The sequence below is a fragment of the Duganella sp. GW821-FHT01E12 genome (assembly GCF_059422325.1).
The window spans coordinates 199,463-216,900 of the sequence record NZ_JBWKWR010000006.1; the positions used below are offsets into that span (position 1 = coordinate 199,463).

Consider the following 17,438-nt stretch of genomic DNA (forward strand, 5'->3'; position numbering starts at 1 on the left):
GGACGTGAAGGGCGAGATTCTCGAACTGAAAAACACCATCAACGTGATGGTGGACCAATTGTCCTCCTTCGCATCGGAGGTGACGCGGGTGGCGCGCGAGGTGGGTACCGAGGGTAAGCTTGGCGGACAGGCTTATGTGCCAGGCGTCGGCGGCACCTGGAAGGACTTGACCGACAACGTAAACTTCATGGCGTCCAACCTGACGGGCCAGGTGCGTAATATCGCGGCGGTGACCACGGCCGTGGCGCGCGGCGACTTGTCGAAGAAAATCACGGTGGACGTAAAGGGCGAGATCCTGGAGCTGAAGGACACCATCAACGTGATGGTGGACCAATTGTCCTCCTTCGCATCGGAGGTGACGCGGGTGGCGCGGGAAGTGGGTACGGAGGGTAAGTTGGGCGGCCAGGCCAACGTGTCCGGCGTGGCCGGCACGTGGAAGGACTTGACCGAGAACGTCAACCAGCTGGCGGCGAACCTGACCAACCAGGTGCGCGCGATCGCCGAGGTGGCGACCGCCGTGACACGCGGCGACTTGTCCCGCTCCATCCAGGTGGAGGCGCGCGGCGAGGTGTCCTACCTGAAGGACAACATCAACGAGATGATCCGCAACCTGAAGGACACCACGCTGAAGAACGCGCAGCAGGACTGGCTGAAGACCAACCTGGCGCGCTTCACCCGCCTGCTGCAGGGCCAGCGCGACTTGCAGGCCGTGACCAAGCTGATTCTGTCCGAGCTGGCGCCGCTGGTGTCGGCCCACCACGGCGTGTTCTACATGATGGACTCGCAGGAATCGGACGCCCGCCTGCGCATGATCGCCAGCTACGGCTACCGCTCCAGCCGCAAGCTGCCCACCTCCTTCCTGCCGGGCGAAGGCCTGGTGGGCCAGTGCGCGGTGGAGAAGGTGCGCATCTGGCTGACCGACGTGCCACGCGACTACATCGTCGTCTCGTCCGGCCTGGGCGCGGCGCCGCCGACCAACATCGTGGTGCTGCCGATCCTGTTCGAGCAGCAGGTGAAGGCGGTGATCGAGATCGCCTCGCTGGACCGCTTCACCGAAACCCACCTGTCCTTCCTCGACCAGCTGATGGAATCGATCGGCGTGGTGCTCAACACCATCGAGGCGAACAGCCGTACCGAATCGCTGCTGACGCAGTCCCAATCGCTGGCGCAGGAACTGCAGCAGACCAACCAGGAGCTGGCGGAAAAAGCCCGCCTGCTGTCCGAGCAGAACATCGAGGTGGAACGCAAGAACCGCGAGGTGGAGCAGGCCAAGCTGGCGCTGGAGGAAAAAGCCACCCAGCTGGCGCTGTCCTCCAAGTACAAGTCCGAGTTCCTGGCCAATATGTCGCACGAGCTGCGCACGCCTCTGAACTCGCTGCTGATCCTGGCGCAGCAGCTGGGCGACAACCCGGACGGCAACCTGTCCGGCAAGCAGGTGGAATTCGCCAAGACCATCCACGGCTCCGGCTCCGACCTGCTTACGCTGATCAACGACATCCTCGACCTGTCGAAGATCGAATCCGGTACCGTGACGCTGGACGTCTCCGAATACCGCTTCCAGAACCTGCGCAACTACGTCGACCGCACCTTCCGCCACATGGCAGAGGCCAAGCACCTGGGCTTCTCCGTGGAGCTGAAGGACAACCTGCCGACCGCGATGATGACCGACACCACGCGCCTGCAGCAGGTGCTGAAAAACCTGCTGTCGAACGCGTTCAAGTTCACCACGCACGGCCAGGTCTCGCTCAATATCAGCCTGGTGAACAGCGGCTTCTCCAGCGACCACCCCAACCTGCTGCACGCGGACGCGGTGCTGGCCTTCGCCGTCAGCGACACCGGCGTCGGCATCGCCGCCGACAAGCTGCAGCTGATCTTCGAGGCGTTCCAGCAGGCCGACGGCTCCACCGCCCGCAAATACGGCGGCACGGGCCTGGGCCTGTCGATCTCGCGCGAGCTGGCGCGCCTGCTGGGCGGCGAGATCCGCGTGGAATCGGCGGTCGGCAACGGCTCGACGTTCACGCTGTTCCTGCCGTATAACCGTGCGGGCTTCATCAACTACGACATGGGCCGCCAGCCGCAGGTGCGCCTGCCGACGCCCGCCCCGCAGGTGGTGTACACGCCCCCGCATTACAGCGAACTGTCGCAGCCGGAGCACGACGGCACCGCCATCACCGACATCGATACCGACATGGAGGAATACGGCAGCAGCGACGACCGCGGGCTGGTGGCGCCGGGCGATCCGTCGGTGCTGATCATCGAGGACGACGAGCGCTTCTCCAAGATCGTGCTGGACTTCGCGCGCGAGAAGAACTTCAAGGGCATCGTCACTATGCAGGGCGATTCGGCACTGAGCCTGGCGCGCGACTACCTGCCGTCCGCCATCCTGCTCGACCTGGATCTGCCGGACATCGACGGCTTCACAGTGCTGGACCGCCTCAAGCGCGACCCGAGCACGCGCCACATTCCGGTGCATGTGATGTCCAGCCTGCGCGAGCGCGAACGGGCGCTGCGCCTGGGCGCGATCTCCTACCTGAACAAACCTGTCAGCAAGGCTGCGCTACAGGAGGAGTTCACCCGCATCCAGAAATTCCTGCTGGGCGGTAAGCGCAGCCTGCTGGTGGTGGACGATGAGCAGATGCAGCGCGACGCCATCGTCGCCCTGATCGGCGATGCCGACCTGCACATCGTCGCCGTCGATACCGGCCAGGCGGCGCTGGACGCGCTGCGCGAGGCGCACTTCGACTGCATGGTGCTGGACCTGACGCTGCCCGACATCAGCGGCTTCGACCTGCTCGACATCATCGGCAAGGACGAGTCGCTGCGCGACCTGCCCATCGTGATCAACACCGCCAAGGAGTTGAACCGCAAGGAGGTGGCAAAGCTGAAACGCTACGCCAAGACCATCGTCATCAAGGACGCCCGTTCGCCCGAGCGCCTGCTGGACGAAACGGCGCTGTTCCTGCACCGGTCCCAGGCCAGCCTGCCGGAGGCGCAGCGCCGCATGCTGGAGGAGATCCACGCGGCCGACGGCGGCCTGGCCGGCCGCAAGGTGCTGATCGTCGACGATGACCTGCGCAACATCTTCGCGCTGTCGTCGCTGCTGGAGCGCCAGCAGATGCAGGTGTCGTTCGCGGAGAACGGCCGCGATGGCATCGAGGTGCTGGAAAAAGATCCGACCATCGAGATCGTCCTGATGGACATCATGATGCCGGAGATGGACGGCTACGACACCATGCGCGCCATCCGCCGCATCCCCAAATTCAAATCGCTGCCCATCATCACACTGACGGCGAAAGCGATGAAGGGCGACCGCGACAAGTGTATCGCGGCCGGCGCGTCGGACTACATCACCAAGCCGGTGGACGTGGCGCAGCTGCTGTCGCTGATGCGGGTGTGGCTGCACTGATGAGCGTCGTGAACTCGCTATTGGCGTCGCTGCGCGCGGCACTGCGTCCCGCCGGCGCCGGCGGGACGGCCGGCACGCGGCAGCCATCCGCAACCTCCGCGGCTTCCGGGCCGGATGCGCGCCGGCACTCGCCGTCCACCGTGGAGGAATTGGAGCTGGAGCTGCTGCTGGAAGCCACCTTCCAGGTCTACGGCTACGACTATCGCGGCTACCAGCGCGACGTGGTCACGCGCCGCGTGCAGGCCGCGATGGCGCAGCTGTCGCTGGCGACCATCTCGGAACTGCAGGCGCGCGTGCTGCACGATCCGCATGCATGGAGCATCCTGTTGCGGGAACTGTCGGTGGAATCGGCGCTGATGTTTGACGACGCCGCCGAAGCATCCCTGCTGCGCATGTCGCTGGGCGCTTGCCTGCACGGCGCCGCGCTGCCGCGCGTGTGGCTGGCCGACTGCGCCGGCGCCCAGCAGGCGTGGACGCTGGCCATCCTGCTGGAACAAGAGCAGCTGGGCGCGCGCACCGAAATCTACGCCACCGTCTCCAGCGACGCCTTGCTGACGGAGGCGCAGGCGGCCAGCCTGCCGATGGCGCGCCTGGGCGAACTGCAGGCCAACTACGCGCGCAGCGGCGGCACCGGCAAGCTGCTCGACTATTTCGAAGTCAGCGGCGACGGCCTGCACGCGGCGCTGCTGCCGCAGCTGCGCAGCCGCATCACCTGGGCCCAGTACAACCTGGTCACTGACGCCTCGTTCAACGAGTTCCAGCTGATACTGGGGCGGCGCGCCCTGCCCGACTTCGGCCCGGCGCTGCGCCAGCGCGTGCTGCGGCTGTTCGACGACAGCCTGGCGCCTTCCGGCTTGCTGGCGCTGGACCGTCCGCTGGAACAAGGCGACCCGCTGGCCGCCCGCTACAAACCCTTGTTCCCGCAGCAGCCCTGGTACAAGCGCATGGCCTGAGCATTCAATGTTAGTATTGTGGCATGCTAAAAACTCTACAAGCCGGGCGGGCGCTGGCGGCCATCAGCGTGGCCGCCTTTCACCTGTCGATCGCCATGGGATTGCCGCGTTACGGCGGCGAGCCGGTTTTTTATGACGGGATGCGCCACATAGGCGGGGTGCGGTTCTTCTTTGTCCTGTCCGGCTTTATTATCCTGTTTGCCCATTACCGCGATATAGGCCAGCCGTCCGCGTGGCGGGACTTCATCTATCGGCGCTTTATTCGCCTGTATCCCATCTACTGGCTATACAGCATCCCATTTTGCCTGCTGGTGGCAGCAGGCCTGGGCACGGATGCGCGCATTCCGTCCGGCGCGGCTGACTGGCTCACATCGCTGACCTTGATACGCTTCACCGCCGCCGTACCGCCCTTGACGGTGGCCTGGAGCTTGTTTCACGAAGTGGCGTTTTATGCCGTGTTTTCGCTGTTGATACTCAACCGGCGCCTGGGCATGGCGGCGTTTGCCACGGCCGCCCTGCTCAGCATCATTTTCTATAACTATCCGGCCGTCGCGCAGCGCAGCGCGGGCAATGTCTATACCTCCGCCTACAATTTGTATTTCCTGTTCGGCATGGGGGCGTTTTACCTGTACCGGCGCGGCGGGCGCGGCTGGATCGAGCTCGCGGCCGGGGCGGGATTATCGGTGGCCGCGCTATGGGCCGCGCCGCTGCCCTACGAGCTGTCATATCTGGTGCTGATACTGGGCTTCGCTTTCCTGTTGGCCGGCGCGGCCAAGCTGGAGACGGCGCTGGCGCTCAAGGTGCCGGCCGTCCTGGTCGCATTGGGGAACGCATCCTACACCATCTATCTGGTCCACGAACAGCTCGAGGGCTTGCTGCTGAAGCTGCTGATCAAGAGCCATCTGGCGGCGCTGCTCGGCCCCCGCTGCACCTATCTGCTGGTGCTGCTGGGCGCCATAGGTCTGGGGTATGCGGTCTATTTGGCTATCGAGCGGCCGCTGACGGCGGCTTTGCGTCGACGCTATCGACCAGTTCGCGGTAGCGGGAGTGCAGCCCGCGCAGTACCGTCCGCGCCGTGTACGGAGCTGCCTGCTGCTGGCACGCCCGAGGGTTCGGCGGCTGCGACAAAATCTGCCTGATCGCTTGCATGAACGGCAGCGGCGCGTGCTCGTGCACAAGGCGCCCGATGCTATCGTTAGGAATCAGGCGGGCCGCCTCGCCGGCATCGGTGCTCACCACCGGCACGCCGCAATACAGGGCCTCCACGAGCACCACCGGCATGCCCTCGAAGGCCGACGACAGGCACAGGCAATCGACGGCATTCATCCATTCCGAGATCCGCCGATGGGAACGGGGAGCGAGGATGCGAACGTCGGCCTCCAGTCCCTGCTCGCGGATAAAGCGCCGCATGGCCGTTTCCAGTTCGCCCACGCCTATCATGACCAGAATGGCGTCGTCGCGATGGCGTTTGAATTCCTGATACGCCTGCAGCATCAACAGCGGATCTTTTTGACCGACAAAGCGTCCGACGAACAGCAGTATTTTTTTGTCGCGGTCAAACTGGTGCTGTTGGGCGAATTGCCGTTTCAGCTGCCTGCGGCCGGTCACCGGCAACGAACGGAAGACCGTCTCGTCGACCCAGGTGGGAATGAACTGGATGCAGTCGCGCATGGCCGGATAATGCTGTTGATAATGCGCGACCGCGTCGGCCCTGACGATGTAGACCTGCTTGATCCGCACAATCAATCGGCGCTCCAGCCAGAAATAGATAGACGGGAAGCGTGACCATATCACTTCGGATTTCGAGTTGTAATAATCCTTGCCGTGATGCCCGTGCAGGAACAGGATTTTATGGTTGGACGACAGCCAAAAGACGATGCTGGGCTCGATCCGGTGAAATTCCAGCAGCGCGCCGTGCAAGTCGATTTGTGCGCGATGGCGCCACAAGGCCCAGGCGAATTTGAGCGTCCGCGGTATCTTCTCGCGCCGGCCGACAGGGGCCGCCATGACCGGGAGAAAATGAAAGCTGCGCCCATCCAGTTCCAGCCGCTGCCAGCGGCCGACCGGATGGCGCCGGATATCAACGCTGACGCCGACGAAATAGATATCGAAGTCCGGCGGCGCAAATTTAATCAGCGCGCGAATGATGCTGCCTATGCCGCCCACATTAGGGTGGGTTGGGTCATAAGGATGAAATTGAATCACCCGTATCTTGGCCATATTTTCTCCCTGGATGGCCATTACAGCAGACTGCGCTATCGATGTAAATTTTTTTATTAAAAAGTTAATGATATCTATTTACAATAACGCCGCGCCAGGGGATCGCGGCGCCGGACATCAATGGCGCGCTTAGTACGCAGCCGCCGCGCTCGGACGTTCCGCGACGCGGTCGCGCCAGGCCTGCAGATGCTCCATGCCCTCCGCGCCAGGCCGGAACTTCATCAGGCCGCGCGCAAACTCCAGCGCGCAGAAGGCAGTGATGTCGGCGATGGTGAAGCGCTGCCCCGCCACGAAAGGCTGCCCGGCCAGCACGCCGTCCAGCCAGCGCGCCGTGTCGCGCATCTTCTCGCCCTGCGAAGCGCCGAAGTCGGCGAACTGCGGCTGCTCCAGTATCGCCAGGCCCGGATGCGTGTGGCGCACGCAGTTGGCGATGCCCAAGAACAGGTGCAGCTCGACGCGGCGGTCGGTCATCTCGATGAAGGCGCGCTCGTCGAAGCCGTCGCCCATCAGGTTAGGCTCCGGCGCGTAGCCTTCCAGCCAGGTGCAGATGGCGCGCGTCTCGCACAGGATGCGGCCGTCGTCCAATTCCAGCGCCGGCACGCGGCCGAAGGGGTTCTTCGCCAGATAGGCGGCACTGCGGTGCGCGCCGCCGAGAAGATCGATCGACACCTGCTCGATATCGCTCAGCCCCTTCTCGGCCATGAACATGGCGACCCGGCGCGGATTGGGCGTGCGCGGCGATGTGTAGAACTTCATGGCAAACTCCTTTTCGTTGGCAGAGGTAGCGGCATCATAGCCTGAGCCGCGACTATCAAGATTGACATTGTAACCAGATAGCCTTAGATTGCTCGTTGGCCCACGAAGCCAATAACGGTTTATATCGTATGCCTACCGGCCCACACTACTGAAGGATATTGCATGCAACGCAGCTTGATTTCGCTCGCCATAATGGCGCTGCTCGGCCTCTCTTCCGGCCTCGCCCCACTGACCGTGGCCGCCGCGCCGGCCGCCAGGGCCGCCAAGGTCACCACCCAGCTTCCCCGCAACGCCGTGCCGACCCACTACGCCGTGTCGCTGGTGCCGGACGCCGCCAACAGCAGCTTCAGCGCCAGCGTCACCATCGCGCTCGACATCAAGCAAGCCAGCAACAGCATCACCCTCAACGCCGCCGACCTGAAATTCAGCGCCGCCGCGATCAGCGCGGGGCCAGGCAAGCCGGCGCTGGCCGCCAGCAAAATCAGCGTCGACAACGACAAGCAGACCGCCACCTTCGAATTCGCCCAGCCACTGGCCGTGGGCAGCTACCAGCTCAAACTGGACTACACCGGCGTGATCGGCACCCAGCCGACCGGCATATTCTCGCTGGACTACCAGAACGGCGGCGAAAAGAAGCGCGCCCTGTACACCCAGTTTGAAAACTCCGAAGCGCGCCGCATGATCCCGTCGTGGGACGAGCCGTTCTACAAAGCCACCTTCGCGCTGGAGGCGACCGTGCCGGCCGGCCAGATGGCCGTGTCGAACATGCCGGTGGCCTCCACCAGCAAGCTGGCAGACGGCCGCGAACTGGTGCGCTTCGCCACCTCGCCGAAGATGTCGACCTACCTGCTGTTCTTCGGCCTGGGCGAATTCGAACGCGCCAGCGCAGTCGAAGGCGGCACCGAATTGGGCGTCGTGACGCAGAAAGGTTCGCTGGGCCAGGCCCAGTTCGCGCTGGACTCGTCGGTCGCCGTGCTGAAGGAATACAACGACTACTTCGGCGTCAAATACCCGCTGCCCAAGCTGGACAACATCGCCGCGCCTGGCCGCAGCCAGTTCTTCAGCGCGATGGAAAACTGGGGCGCGATCTTCACCTTCGAATCGGCGATCCTGCTCGATCCGCGCGTGGCCACGCAGTCGGACAAGGAAATCTCCTTCCTGGTGGCCGCCCACGAAATGGCGCACCAGTGGTTCGGCGATCTGGTCACGATGGCCTGGTGGGACGACCTGTGGCTGAACGAAGGCTTCGCCTCGTGGATGGAATCGCGCACCACCACCCGCCTGCACCCTGAATGGAAGTGGGAGCTGCGCGCGGTCGGCACGCGCGAGCAGGCCATGGGCCGCGACGCGCTGGCCACCACCCACCCGGTGGTGCAGCACATCAGCACCGTGGAGCAGGCCAGCCAGGCTTTCGACAGCATCACCTATCAAAAGGGCGAGTCGGTGATCCGCATGCTGGAGAACTATGTCGGCGACGACGCCTGGCGCGCCGGCGTGCGCAGCTACATGGCCAAGCATGCATATGGCAACACGGTGTCCGACGACCTGTGGCGCGAAGTGGAAAAGGCCGCGCACAAGCCGGTCACCGCGATCGCGCACGACTTCACGCTCAAGCCGGGCGTGCCGATGATACGCGTGGCCGATGCCGTCTGCAAAAACGGCCAGACCACCATCGCGCTGACCCAGGGTGAGTTCAGCAAAGACCAAACCGACAAGAAGCCCTTGAGCTGGCGCGTGCCGGTGATCGCCCAGACCGTGGGCGGCGCGCCGGTGCGCACCGTCGTCAACGGCAAGGCCAGCATGACGCTGCCGGGCTGCGGCACGGTGCTGGTCAATGCGGGCCAGAGCGGCTACTACCGCACGCTGTATGCGCCGAAGGCGTTCGCCGCGCTGGGCGAGAGCTTCGCCACACTGCCGGCCATCGATCAAATGGGCCTGCTGTCGGACAGCTGGTCGCTGGGCATGGCGGGCCTGATGCCGGCCTCCAGCTTCCTGGACCTGGCCAGCAAGGCACCGCTGGACGCCGCGCCGCAAGTGTGGGACCAGATCGCCGAATCGCTGGCCACGCTGCACAACAGCTACGAGGGCAAGCCGGAACAGCAGGCGGCGCTGGACCGCTACGCGCGCAAGCGCCTGGCGCCGGTGCTGGCGCGCGTCGGCTGGACCAAGGCGGCGGATGAAGCCGCGCCGGTGGCCAATCTGCGCGAGAACCTGATCCACGTCCTGGGCACGGTCGGCGACGAAGGCGTGGTGGCCGAAGCACGCCGCCGCTACGCCGCAGCCGCCACCGACAAGGACGCGATGCCGGCCGCGCTGCGCCGCCCTATCCTGGGTGTGATCGCCACCAATGCCGATGGCGCCACCTGGGACCAGCTGCACGCCGTTGCCCGGGAAGAGAAATCGAGCATGATCAAGAGCGAGCTGTATGACCTGCTGGGCACCGTCAAGGACAAGGCATTGGCGCAGCGCGCGCTGGAACTGGCGCTGACCGACGAAGGCGGCGCCACCGAAGGCGCCTCCATCCTGAACCACGTGGCCGGCCATCACCCCGACATGGCTTACGATTTTGCCGTCGGCCATCACGGGCAGCTGGAGAAGAAGATCGACGCCAACTCGCGCAGCCGCTACTTCCCTGGCCTGGGCGGCCGCTCGGCCGATCCGGCCATGATCGACAAGCTGCGCGCCTACGCCAAGCAGTATCTGCCAGCCGAAGCGCAGGGCGACACCAGGACCGCGATCGCCTCGATCCAGTACCGCGTGAAGCTGCGCACCACCCGCCTGCCGGAAATCGACGCCTGGCTCGCCAAGCACGGCTGATCGGGGCAAAAAAAAACCAGCGTCATCGCGAGATGATGCTGGTTACGAAAACGCCCGAAAGCGTGGGGATGGCCGTTTGCCCGGCGGCGATGGTGCCGCCTGGGCGAAATTTGTGCCGGGCTTGATGGAGTCCGGCAACCGGGCGCGAGGCTTAAACCTCGCGCTACAGGTGTCACTTTGCCAGCGATCGGCCGGCATAGGCTTAGGGATTGATTAAGGTGAGACTTAAGCGCGAGCCGGGCTGGCGATGAGGTGATGGTGCCGGTGTTTCAGGCCACCGGCGAGCCTGCTGAGTCATGCTTTGTGAAATCCCGCACCGGCTTGGGTACGGAGACCAGCTGGAGCACGCTGAGACCAGCGAGACGCATCATAATGGGGCATTATGACGGCCAAATGACTACCGGCGCTGCAATGACAAAATTCCATCGTAATCTGAATGTGGGCCTGCTGCTGTGTGCTTGCGTGGCGGCGTGTACGCAGCTGCCGGCCAGCACGCCCGCGCCCGCCATGCCGGTCGCTGCGGCGCCTGCAGCGCATGCATTGCCGGCCGCCGCAATACTGCAGATCGACAGCACAAAGTCACTGATAGCTGTGACGGTGCGGCGCGGCGGCCTGCTGGCACGGCTGGGGCACGACCATGTGGTCGCCAGCCGCCACGTCACCGGCACTGTCGCGCCCGCGCAGAATCGGGCCGATTTCCAATTCCGCCTGGACCAGCTGACCGTCGATGAGGCCGAACTGCGCATCGCCGCCGGCCTGGAGAAGCAACCCTCCGCCGACGCCATCGACGGCACGCGCAACAATATGCTGACCAAGGTGCTGGATGCGGAACGCTATCCGCTGGTCACCGTGCATGCCGAGCGCGGCGCGGCAGGCCAGCCGCTGCAGGTGGCGATCACGTTGCACGGCGTCACACGCGCCATGGCGATCCCGGCGGAGATCCGCGAGGCCAACGGCATCATGACCGTCACCGGCAATATCAACCTGAAACAAAGTGATTTCGGCATCACGCCGTTTTCCGTCATGGCCGGCGCGCTGGCCGTGCAGGATCAGATGGAGTTGCGCTTTACGTTGGTGGCAAGAGCCGTTGGAATTCTGTAAAAAGTGAATCGAGGGTGCGTCCGTACGAGAGTTCCACTGCGCGATCGAATTTCGCACCTGAAAGCAATAGCTCTATCAGCTTGTCAAAGTCTGCCGGATGCGTATCGTGCAGATAATGCACAAACAACCCGCCCACACGATATAGAAGCCAGTTTGCCTTGCCCGTCTTGCTTACAGCGTCGCGTGGGTCACTGGAGTGGAACCAATAATCAAGCTCGCCCGATTGATACGCCTCTCTTTCCTCCAAACTGATTTGATGAAAGACGTCTTTCTCGCGCGTGTACGCCGCGCCTCCGTTTGCCACAAAGACAGCTAAGCCCTCTCTGAACCAAAGCGGAATATTTTCAACCGACGACCTTTCGCCCAAGTGGGTATAGAAAAGATAGTGGGTCAACTCGTGGGTAGTCAATTCGATAAGCGACGGCTGGTCTCCGCCAAATGCACTCGGGGATAAGAACAATTTCCCCCAATAAACGGCCCCTTTAACATTTTTTGACAAGAAAACATACTCATTGAATATCTCTTGCGAGGAGCAGACATAGACCTCTACCCGTTTTTTGAATTTTGATTTAAGGATGAGCTCTACACTGTCCTGGCTGCGTTGCAGTATTTCTCGCACCGCAAGAGCATCTTGCCTGGAGCCCTCTTCGTATCGAATCCGCGTATCCGTGGAGAGCACGATGAAGTCATCCGTGGACTTAAACTTTGCTCTCAAGGCTTTCAATAACATCGGCTGACTGAAAATTGCGGCCGCGACAAGGCAGAACAAAAGGGAAATTACGACAATAAAAATTTTCAAAACTTTAGACTTCGATTTCTTCATCACCTGATGCTCCGACCTGCGCAACTCGTTGTCTGGCTCATTTGGGGTTCTGGTTAATTCTAGATCTTGGATTGGGCAGCCAGCCATATGCGTGCATAACGGCGTCGTGATGCGATAGTGACCATGGTGGGAACGCTGTCGAAGCTGAGCATGGCATCATCTCTCAAAGCCGAGTCAAAAGTGTATATCTGGCAACCTAATTCCTCGTCGCTGGCGCGTTGCGGCACTCCGTCGATGAGGAGTTTCCCCTCGCCTTCGGCGTAGCAAATACGCAGCGCCTGACTATCACCGCTGGTGCGAAAACTGGCGGCTTCTTTCATGGCCAATTTCAGATCGCGATAAGTGATTTTCCCATCATTAATCCGCACGCTCCAAACGAAATCAAGGTAGGTTTCATCCAATTGGCCCAAAAATTCCAGATCGGTTTTATCGTCCAGCGCTTCCTTGATGACCGGCAGGACAAAATAGCGATTCATCACGGTAGGAACAGTGCGTTGACCAAAAGAACCGATAACGCGAACGTCCCATGCCCGCGTTGGATTGATGCTGTGCGCACCGGTGGACGTCGTGATTTCCAGCAGCGGATCGACCATGCGCGTTTCTCGCGGCATTAAGCGATCGGCGCGGGCAGAATCAACTAATGTCATTTTGTAGGATATTTTCCCACGCACTGGTTTGGCGTTGACTTCGATGGTTGCAGATTGAAGCAATGGACTTACGGCTAGCAATGCAAGGGTAATAAATTTCATGCGCAATTCTATAGTTTGAAGGCGATTTATTGGCCCGTACAGCTGTCGCCGAATTCATCATCGCCCATCGCACATAAACTCACTTTCGTGGCAACGAAATTATTAGCCTCATTAAATTCCGCTATCCAGTTAGTTGCTGCGGCCGGCGACGAAAAAACCCTGTTTGCGAACTGCTCGCTCGCTGCCGGGCCAACTTGAAAATCAAATGCCGGCGTATGCCATCGCCGCTCCACAACATAGAGAACGTGTTTTCCTTGAAGAACCTTCACCGTCTCGATCATGCCCGAATTAGCAGTCTTCTCCTTGGCGCAATATATTCTCGCGTAGGCCACTGGCACGTGCTTTTCCAACTGTAGCGCTGGCCGCGTAGTACGCATATTTTCACAGTGTGCCTGCCATCCTTGCGCAACCATCGTCAAATACTCCACAGCGCCGGTGTTTGGAGGAATTTTCGCCACGGTGATAATGGAGACAATATTCTTCGGATCATCCTTATCCTCCGCCACTGGACGATATAGCTTGATCTCTCCAGCCGACGTATCAGCGCCGTTCAGCGGCGCCGTGGCAGCGAGTGTCCAGGCACTTGGGCTGGGGAAGCTCGGTGCGACCAGGGTTTCGCCATGAGCGTTGAATCGGGCGAGCAATAGGAGTGTAGCAACAATGAGTTTCACGAAAACCCTAGATAGTTGTCGGGTGGAAGGAAACTGATAGTGACACGGATAGGTGGCAGGTGCAATCCTGGCATCATTATCGCGAACGCAATGCCGCTGCGAAAGGCAAAAAAAAGCCCGCAGCACAAAGAGGCGCGGGCCAAAAGTTTTCAAATCGGGAGAGACTTGAAAGAGCAAAGCCAGTATTGCAGCGCAACATTACGCCCTGATGACAAACGGCGCTGCGAACATACTTTTTTTGCTCTTTTAACGGGACACGATCAATTTCAGCCCCAGTCCCACGAAAATCGTGCCGGCCACGCGGTCCATCCACATGCCCGCGCCCGGATGGCGGTTGATCCACGCGCCAACCGCGCCGGAGAAATATCCCAGCAAGCCGAACAAGACCACGCCCTGCGCCGTGAACAGCAAGCCCAGCTGCGCGGTCTGCCAGCTGACGTCGCCCCGCTCGGCCACCACGAACTGCGGCAGGAACGAGAGGAAGAACAGCACCACCTTGGGATTGACGGCGTTGGCGAACAAGCCCTTGGCGAACAGCTTGCCCAGGCTTTCATCCGGCACCCCGGCGCCTTCGACACGCGCGCCGCCACGGCTGCGCAGCGCGCCGATGCCCAGCCAGATCAGGTAGCCGCCACCCAGCAGCTTGAGCGCGCCAAACGCCAGCGGCGAGGCTTTGATCAGGGCGCTCACGCCCAGCGTCGCCAGCAGCGTATGGCTCAGACAGCCCAGCGCGCAGCCCAGGCCGAACACCATGCCCTGGCGCCGCCCGCGCGACATGCCCACGCTGAGCACCATCAAATTGTCCGGGCCCGGCGATATCGTGATCAGCAAGGCGGCGCCGAGGAAGCCGATGAATTGTTCTGGGGAGATAAGCACGGTCGCGTTCCTGTGGTGCAAAGGCGCCATCTTACCTGCCTCGGCCTTCACCCGCCAAGCATCGCTCCATGCCTTAGGTCAATTTTTGAATAAAACAATAAGTTCTCGTTTAAAATGGAAAAAACCCAACTTATCGAGACCGGCGGCCTTCGGAACACTAATGAGTAAAGCTTGCAAGATGTCTTACGGTCTGCCGCGCGGACTATTGCTCGTGCTGCTGGCGATGCTGGCCTGGTGGCAGCTGATGCCCCGCCCCGCCTCCGCCGAAACTCTGCCAGCTGCCATCAGCGTCAATACCGCAAGTATCGATTTGATGACGACAGGCAAGCTATACCTGGACGAAGGCCAGCCCTTCCCGGTCGACGCCGCCGGCCTGCCCAAGCTGCTGGCGCAGCTCAATCCGGCGCCCAAGGTCAATCTGCTGGGCGGCAGCTACTGGCTGTATGCCGAGCTGCGCAACGACAGCCACCAGCCCGCCTGGGTCATCGATCCCAACGACACGCTGATCGACATGGTCGACATCCAGGTGTTCGGCCCGGACGGCAGCGCGCGCCAGATGCTGACCGGCTACCGCCAGCCCCATCCCTACCTGCTGCACTACGGTAAGGATGTCGACCTGCAACCGGGCCAGCGCTATCAGGTGCTGATACGCTTCGCCAGCCCCTACTATGCGCGCACGCCGGTGATGTCGGTGCTGCCGCGCACCACCTACCAGCAGCTGGTGGCGCGCGAGAACGTGCTCATCATCGGCTCCATCGGCGCGCTGCTGGCGCTGACGGTGTTCAACTTCTTCATCTATTCCATCACCCGCGACAATTCCTCGCTGTACTACTCGCTGTACGTGCTGTGCTACGCCATCGCCTGGGGCATGACCTTCCACATGACGGCCGACCTGTTCGGCTGGCACAACCTGCAGTGGCACTACGTGCCCTTCTTCCTGCTGCCGGTGCTCAGCACCATGTTCTACACGAACTTCCTGCGATTGCAGGAACATTCGCCGCTGCTGTACCGTCTCAGCCGCATCAACATCGTGCTGCCGCTGGTGACGCTGCCGAGCTGCTTTTTCTACCTGAGCTACGCGCACACCATCGCCACCATCGTGATCACGATCTGGATGACGATGGCGCTCACCAGCGGCATCGTGGTGTGGCGGCGCGGCTACTACCCGGCGCGCTTCTTCGTGCTGGGCTTCGTGGCGCTGATGGTGCCGGGGCTGTTCATCCTGCCGGCCAACCTGGGCCTGATCCCGGCCATGGTCACCAACGCCCAACTGTTCACGCTGCTGGGCGGCACGCTGGACGGCGTGCTGCTGGCGTTCGCGCTGGCCGACCAGATCCGCCTGCTGCGCAACACGCTGGAGCAGCGCGTGCAGGAACGCACCGCCCAGCTCACCGAGGCCAAGGAACACGCCGAAGTGGTCAGCCGCCACCGCATCGACTTCCTGTCGGCGATGAGCCACGACATCCGCACCCCGCTGGCCGGCGTGATCGGCATGATCAAGTTCGCCATGCGCGACCAGTCGGTGCGCGGCCGCACCGAGGAATACCTGCGCATCGGCCTGCAGAACAGCGAATCGCTGCTGGCCATCCTCAACGACATTCTCGACTTTTCCAAGATCGACGCCGGCCGCCTGTCGATCGAGACGGTGGACTTCGACCTGATCGCGCTGGTGGACGACGCCATCGGCATCCTGCAAGGCCAGGCGGACGCCAAGAGCCTGCTGCTGCGCTGCGACCTGGCGCTGGACATGCCGCGCTACGTGCGGGGCGATCCGACCCGGCTGCGCCAGATCCTGCTCAACCTGCTGGGCAACGCCATCAAGTTCACCGACCGCGGCGAAGTGCGGCTGGACGCCTCGGCGCTGATGACGGTGGACGGCCGCACCAGCGTCAGCTTCGATATCAGCGACACCGGCCCCGGCATCCCGGCCGAGACGCTGCCACGCCTGTTCCAGAAGTTCGAGCAGGCAGACCATTCAACCACGCGCCGCTACGGCGGCACCGGCCTCGGTCTGGCGATCTGCAAGGAGCTGGTCGAACTGATGGGCGGCTCGATCGCCGCCGAAAGCCGGGTCGGCGTCGGCTCCACCTTCAGCTTCACGCTGCCGCTGGCGCTGGGCGCGGTGCCGGCGATCGATCCGGCCAGCCTGCCGCGCAAGGAGCACCACGCCTACCGCCTGCGCGTGCTGTGCGCCGAGGACGTGCGCACCAACCAGATCATCGTCAGCACGCTGCTGGAGAACATGGGCCACGACATCCGCGTGGTGGAAAACGGCCTGCAGGCGCTGCACGCGCTGAGCAGCGCCGCCTACGACCTGGTGCTGATGGACGGCCGCATGCCGATGATGGACGGCGAGCAGGCCGCGCGCCTGATCCGCAGCGGCGGCAGCGAGGACTACCGCGTGCTCGATCCCGGCATTCCGATCATCGCGCTGACCGCCAACGCCAGCGACCATGACCGCGCGCGCTACCTGGCGGTGGGCATGGACGGCTTCCTCAGCAAGCCGATCGACGAGCGACTGCTGTACGACCAGATCGAAAAGACCATCGCCCAGCACCTGAGCCGCGGCCGGCCGCTGCGGCCCACCGATTCGGCGCGCCTGTCGGCCGCGCGCCTCGAGTCGCTGGACGAGCAGTTCGGCGTGGCGCCCGCCGTCGAGAAGCGCATCGATCCGTCCACCGTGCAGATCATGCCGCTGGCCGGGCTGTCGCACTCGCATATGCAGCGCATCACCCAGGCCTTCCTGGACGAGGCGCCGCGCCGGCTGGACACGGCGCGCACCGCCGTGGCGGCCGGCAACGCCCACGCGGCGGCGGCGGCAATCCACGCGCTCAAGGGCAGCGCCGGCTATCTGAGTTCGACCCACCTGCACACGCTGTGCCACGAGATGGAGGCCGCCGCCGCCGCCGGCGATCTGGACGAAGTCACCCAGCGCATGCCCGGCGTGGCCGCGGCGCTGGACCAGGCCTGCAACGATCTGCGCCGCGCCGCCAGCAACGATGTCGACATGACGCAGCCCGCGTCGACCATCTGACACCACGCCTTTTTTCCGAACCGCCTGCAAGC

At 62.8% G+C, this 17,438-nt stretch carries 11 protein-coding genes and 1 pseudogene; 6 read left to right on the forward strand and 6 right to left on the reverse strand.

What is annotated here, in order from left to right; all coding sequences use genetic code 11:
• The 3 genes from AC07WS_RS18555 to AC07WS_RS18565 all read left to right on the forward strand — a co-directional run.
• A partial coding sequence (locus AC07WS_RS18555; RefSeq protein WP_494730499.1) for a response regulator occupies nt 1-3,406 on the forward strand: 3,406 nt, incomplete at its 5' end.
• Nucleotides 3,406-4,359 (forward strand): CheR family methyltransferase, encoded by a 954-nt coding sequence (locus AC07WS_RS18560; protein ID WP_494730500.1) that lies wholly within the window; start codon nt 3,406-3,408, stop codon nt 4,357-4,359. The genes AC07WS_RS18555 and AC07WS_RS18560, both read left to right, overlap by 1 nt.
• A 23-nt stretch (nt 4,360-4,382) precedes the next feature.
• On the forward strand, nt 4,383-5,498 hold the full coding sequence (locus tag AC07WS_RS18565) for an acyltransferase family protein (RefSeq protein WP_494730501.1): 1,116 nt from the start codon (nt 4,383-4,385) through the stop codon (nt 5,496-5,498).
• A 7-nt stretch (nt 5,499-5,505) separates the two neighbouring features.
• Here AC07WS_RS18565 and AC07WS_RS18570 read toward each other — a convergent pair.
• Nucleotides 5,506-6,600, reverse strand: a pseudogene (locus AC07WS_RS18570) (glycosyltransferase); the annotation flags it as partial.
• Between the two features lie 108 nt (nt 6,601-6,708).
• The gene (locus AC07WS_RS18575) at nt 6,709-7,335 is read right to left on the reverse strand and encodes a glutathione S-transferase family protein (protein ID WP_494730502.1); all 627 of its coding nucleotides are present in this window, start codon (nt 7,333-7,335) and stop codon (nt 6,709-6,711) included.
• 162 nt (nt 7,336-7,497) lie between these two features.
• Between AC07WS_RS18575 and AC07WS_RS18580 the strand changes: the two genes are divergently transcribed.
• On the forward strand, nt 7,498-10,152 hold the full coding sequence (locus tag AC07WS_RS18580; RefSeq protein WP_494730503.1) for a M1 family metallopeptidase: 2,655 nt from the start codon (nt 7,498-7,500) through the stop codon (nt 10,150-10,152).
• Between the two features lie 411 nt (nt 10,153-10,563).
• A complete protein-coding gene (locus AC07WS_RS18585) occupies nt 10,564-11,253 on the forward strand; it encodes a YceI family protein (RefSeq protein WP_494730504.1) in 690 nt (229 codons plus the stop codon).
• On the opposite strand, the gene AC07WS_RS18590 is transcribed toward AC07WS_RS18585, so the two are convergent.
• The 4 genes from AC07WS_RS18590 to AC07WS_RS18605 form a co-directional block, all read right to left on the reverse strand.
• On the reverse strand, nt 11,219-12,076 hold the full coding sequence (locus tag AC07WS_RS18590; RefSeq protein WP_494730505.1) for a gluzincin family metallopeptidase: 858 nt from the start codon (nt 12,074-12,076) through the stop codon (nt 11,219-11,221). The genes AC07WS_RS18585 and AC07WS_RS18590 overlap by 35 nt on opposite strands.
• 59 nt (nt 12,077-12,135) lie before the next feature.
• Nucleotides 12,136-12,825: a hypothetical protein gene (locus tag AC07WS_RS18595; protein WP_494730506.1), complete on the reverse strand. Its 690-nt coding sequence runs from the start codon at nt 12,823-12,825 to the stop codon at nt 12,136-12,138.
• A 26-nt stretch (nt 12,826-12,851) separates the two neighbouring features.
• Nucleotides 12,852-13,496 carry a hypothetical protein gene (locus tag AC07WS_RS18600; protein WP_494730507.1) on the reverse strand — a complete coding sequence of 215 codons (645 nt, stop codon included), beginning with the start codon at nt 13,494-13,496 and terminating at the stop codon, nt 12,852-12,854.
• A 246-nt stretch (nt 13,497-13,742) separates the two neighbouring features.
• Nucleotides 13,743-14,372 carry a LysE family translocator gene (locus tag AC07WS_RS18605; RefSeq protein WP_494730508.1) on the reverse strand — a complete coding sequence of 210 codons (630 nt, stop codon included), beginning with the start codon at nt 14,370-14,372 and terminating at the stop codon, nt 13,743-13,745.
• A gap of 160 nt (nt 14,373-14,532) precedes the next feature.
• Between AC07WS_RS18605 and AC07WS_RS18610 the strand changes: the two genes are divergently transcribed.
• Entirely contained in the window at nt 14,533-17,406 is a 2,874-nt protein-coding gene (locus AC07WS_RS18610; protein WP_494730509.1) for a hybrid sensor histidine kinase/response regulator, read from the forward strand.
• The last annotated feature ends 32 nt before the right edge of the window (nt 17,407-17,438 follow it).